The organism is Brevundimonas sp. AAP58 (assembly GCF_001295975.1).
Classification (GTDB): Bacteria; Pseudomonadota; Alphaproteobacteria; order Caulobacterales; family Caulobacteraceae; genus Brevundimonas.
The window spans coordinates 1-3510 of the sequence record NZ_LJHU01000126.1 but is presented as its reverse complement, the minus strand read 5'-3'; the positions used below and the strand labels follow the sequence as shown (position 1 = coordinate 3510).

General features: G+C 68.6%; 2 protein-coding genes. One reads left to right on the top strand and one right to left on the bottom strand.

Translation table 11 applies throughout. The features are described from left to right. Positions 1–72: 72 nt before the first annotated feature. Positions 73–2856, bottom strand: a complete 2784-nt coding sequence (gyrA, locus tag IP78_RS14115) for a DNA gyrase subunit A (protein WP_054112299.1) — start codon at positions 2854–2856, stop codon at positions 73–75. A gap of 132 nt (positions 2857–2988) precedes the next feature. Between gyrA and IP78_RS14110 the strand changes: the two genes are divergently transcribed. Continuing rightward, positions 2989–3510, top strand: a 522-nt coding sequence (locus IP78_RS14110) for a superoxide dismutase family protein (RefSeq protein WP_054112300.1), incomplete at its 3' end; no start/stop codon positions are given.

The following is a 3510-nucleotide window of genomic DNA, read 5'->3' as shown; positions in this document are numbered from 1 at the left end:
ACCCTTTCGCGCAAGTCCGATCGCCTGACGGCTCTCGGGCGCTCAAGCCCTCTCGCTTTGGGAGAGGGTGGGCTACGCCTCGCCACCCTCGCCCTCAACCTCAGCTTCGTCGCCGCCATTGTCCGCCAGGCGTTCGACCGAGACGACCTTTTCCCCCTCTGCGGTGCGGAACACCGTCACGCCCTGGGACGCCCGACCGACGATGCGGATCTGGTTGACCGGCGTGCGGATCATCTGGCCGCCCGAGGTGACCATCAGCAGGTCGTCGCCCTCCTCGACCGGGAAGGCGGCGGCGAGGCGGTTGCCGGCGCGCCCGCCCAGGCCGTGGGCCGTTAGCCCCTGCCCGCCCCGGCCAGTGCGGCGGTACTCATAGGCCGAGGACCGCTTGCCGAACCCTGTCTCGGTGACCGTCAGGATGAACTGCTCGGCCGCGCCCAGTTCGGCGATGCGTTCGACCGACAGGGCCGCGTCGCCCGACCCTTCGGCCTCGTCGTCGGCCTCCACGGCGGGTGCCTCGTCCTCGCCCTCCCCGGCGGCTCTCCGCATGGCGTTGGCGTGCTTGACGTAGGCGGCCCGCTCATCGGGGGTCGCATCGACCCGGCCGAGGATGGCCATGGAGATGACCTCGTCGCCTTCCTGCAGGCGAACACCCCGCACGCCGGTCGAATCCCGACCCTTGAAGACCCGGACATCGTCGGCCTTGAACCGGATGGCGCGGCCGAGCGCGGTGGTCAGCAGGACGTCGTCCTCGGCGGTGCACAGCGCCACGCCGACCATGTGGTCGCCGTCCTCCAGCTTCATCGCGATCTTGCCGGCGCGGTTCACCGTGGCGAAGTCCGACAGCTTGTTCCGGCGCACGTCGCCCGAGCGGGTGGCGAACATGATGTCGTAGTCGCCCCAGGTCGCTTCGTCCTCGGGCAGGGGCAGGACGTTCATGATCGAATCGCCCGGCTCGATCGGCAGCAGGTTCACGAACGCCTTGCCGCGCGAGGTCGGAGCGCCCAGAGGCAGTCTCCAGACCTTGAGCTTATAGGCCTTGCCGTTGGTGGCGAAGAACAGGACCGGCGTGTGGGTCGAGGCCGAGAACACGCCAACGACGGCGTCCTCGTCCTTCATCGACATGCCCGACTTGCCCTTGCCGCCGCGGTGCTGGGTCCGATAGGCGTTCAGCGCCACCCGCTTGACGTAGCCGCCGTGGGTCACAGTCACGACCATGTCCTCGCGCGGGATCAGGTCCTCGTCTTCCAGCTCGAAGTCGCCCTCGCCGATGACGGTGCGGCGCGGCACGGCGAACTCGTTCTTCACTGCCAGCAGGTCCTCGCGGATGATGGCCAGGATGTTGGCGCGGTCCGACAGGATGGTCAGGTGGCCCTGGATGGTGTCGGCCAGACCCCTCGCCTCGCCGAAGATGTCGTCGCGGCCGAGGCCGGTCAGACGGCTGAGCGTCAGGGCCAGGATGGCGCGGGCCTGTTCGTCGGTCAGGTTCAGCTTGTCGCCCTCGATGAGGACGCTGCGCGGATCGGCGATCAGCTCGACCAGGGCGATCATGTCGCCGACGGGCCAGGACTTGGCCTGCAACCGCTCGCGCGCCTCGGCGGGATCGGCCGAGGAGCGGATGATGTGGATGACCTCGTCGATGTTGGCGACGGCGACGGCCAGACCGACCAGGACGTGGCCCCGGTCCCGCGCCTTGGCCAGTTCGAACTTGGTGCGGCGGACCACGACCTCTTCGCGGAACTCCAGGAAGAGCTCCAGCAGCTTGCGCAAGCCCATCTGCTCGGGCCGGCCGTGGTTCAGCGCCAGCATGTTGACGCCGAACGACGACTGCATGGCCGAGAAGCGCCACAGCTGGTTCAGGACGACGTCGCCGGACGCATCGCGCTTCAGCTCGATGACCAGGCGCATGCCCTGGCGGTCGGACTCGTCCCTGACGTCGGAGATGCCTTCGATGCGCTTCTCGCGCACCATCTCGGCGATGCGCTCCTGAAGCGTCTTCTTGTTCACCTGATAGGGCAGCTCGGTGACGATGATCGCCTCGCGGTCCTTGCGGATGGTCTCGATGGTGGCGACGCCGCGCACCATGACCGAGCCGCGACCGTCACGCAGCGCATTCCGGGCGCCCGTACGGCCCAGGATTTCGCCGCCGGTCGGGAAGTCCGGACCGGGCACGAGGTCCAGCAGGGCGTCGTCCGACACATTCGGATCGTCCAGCAGGGCCACGGCCGCGTCGATGACCTCGCCCAGATTGTGCGGCGGGATGTTGGTGGCCATGCCGACGGCGATGCCGCCCGCGCCGTTGACCAGCAGGTTCGGAATGCGGCTGGGCAGGACGACGGGCTCCAGCCGGGCGCCGTCGTAGTTTTCCTGGAAGTCGACCGTGTGCTTGTCGATGTCGGCGACCAGGGCCTCGGCGGCCTTGGTCATGCGGCTTTCGGTATAGCGCATGGCGGCGGGCGGATCGCCGTCGACCGAGCCGAAGTTGCCCTGGCCGTCGATCAGCATCAGCCCCATCGAGAAAGGCTGGGCCATGCGCACCATGGCGTCATAGATCGCGCCGTCCCCGTGCGGGTGATACCGGCCCATGACGTCGCCGACGATGTTCGCCGACTTCACATACTTGCGGTCCGAGGTGCGGCCTTCCTCGTGCATCGCATAGATGATGCGGCGGTGGACGGGTTTCAGGCCGTCGCGCGCGTCCGGCAGGGCGCGGGACACGATCACGCTCATGGCGTAGTCGAGGTACGAACGCTTCAGTTCGTCCTCGATGGTGATGATGGCGATGTCGCCCGAATCAGATGGGCCGGCCCCACCTCCGCTGGCAGGCGGCAGGGCGTCGTCGATGGGTTCGTCGGTCAAGGAAATCGGGGCTCAGACAGCCGGAATCGGAACGTGATCCTCTGTCGCGTTTTCTAGCATCCGGGGGGCTGTTAGGCAAAGTTTCACAGCCGTTTTCCCCTGTCTCCAGACCCGCCGACCAAGGACGAAATCATGCGCCCCATCGCTGTCGCCGCCGCCCTGGCTTTCGCCCCCCTCGCCGCCTGCGCCAGCATGGGTTCGGACGGGGCTGCCGTGCGCGCCACGCCCGGCGATTTCGGCGAGGCGACGCTGATCAATGGCGAGGGCCAGAGGATCGGCCGGGCCCAGTTCCGTCAGGGCGCCACGGGGCTCTTGATCCGCATCGAGGCGACCGGCCTGACGCCCGGCTGGCACGGGGTGCACATCCATGCGACCGGCGAGTGCGCGGCCACCTTCACCTCGGCGGGGGCCCATGTGAACCACGGCGAGCCCGCCGCGCCGCACGGCCTGCTGAACCCAGACGGCCCCGACGACGGCGACCTGCCCAACATTTACGCGGCGGCGGACGGCAGCGTTAACGCCGAGGTCTTCACCACCCGCGCCCGCATCGCCAATGAGGGCCCCGGCCAGTGGCTGTGGGACGCCGACGGCTCGGCCCTGATCATCCACGCCAGCCCGGACGACCACACCAGCCAGCCGATCGGCGGGGCCGGC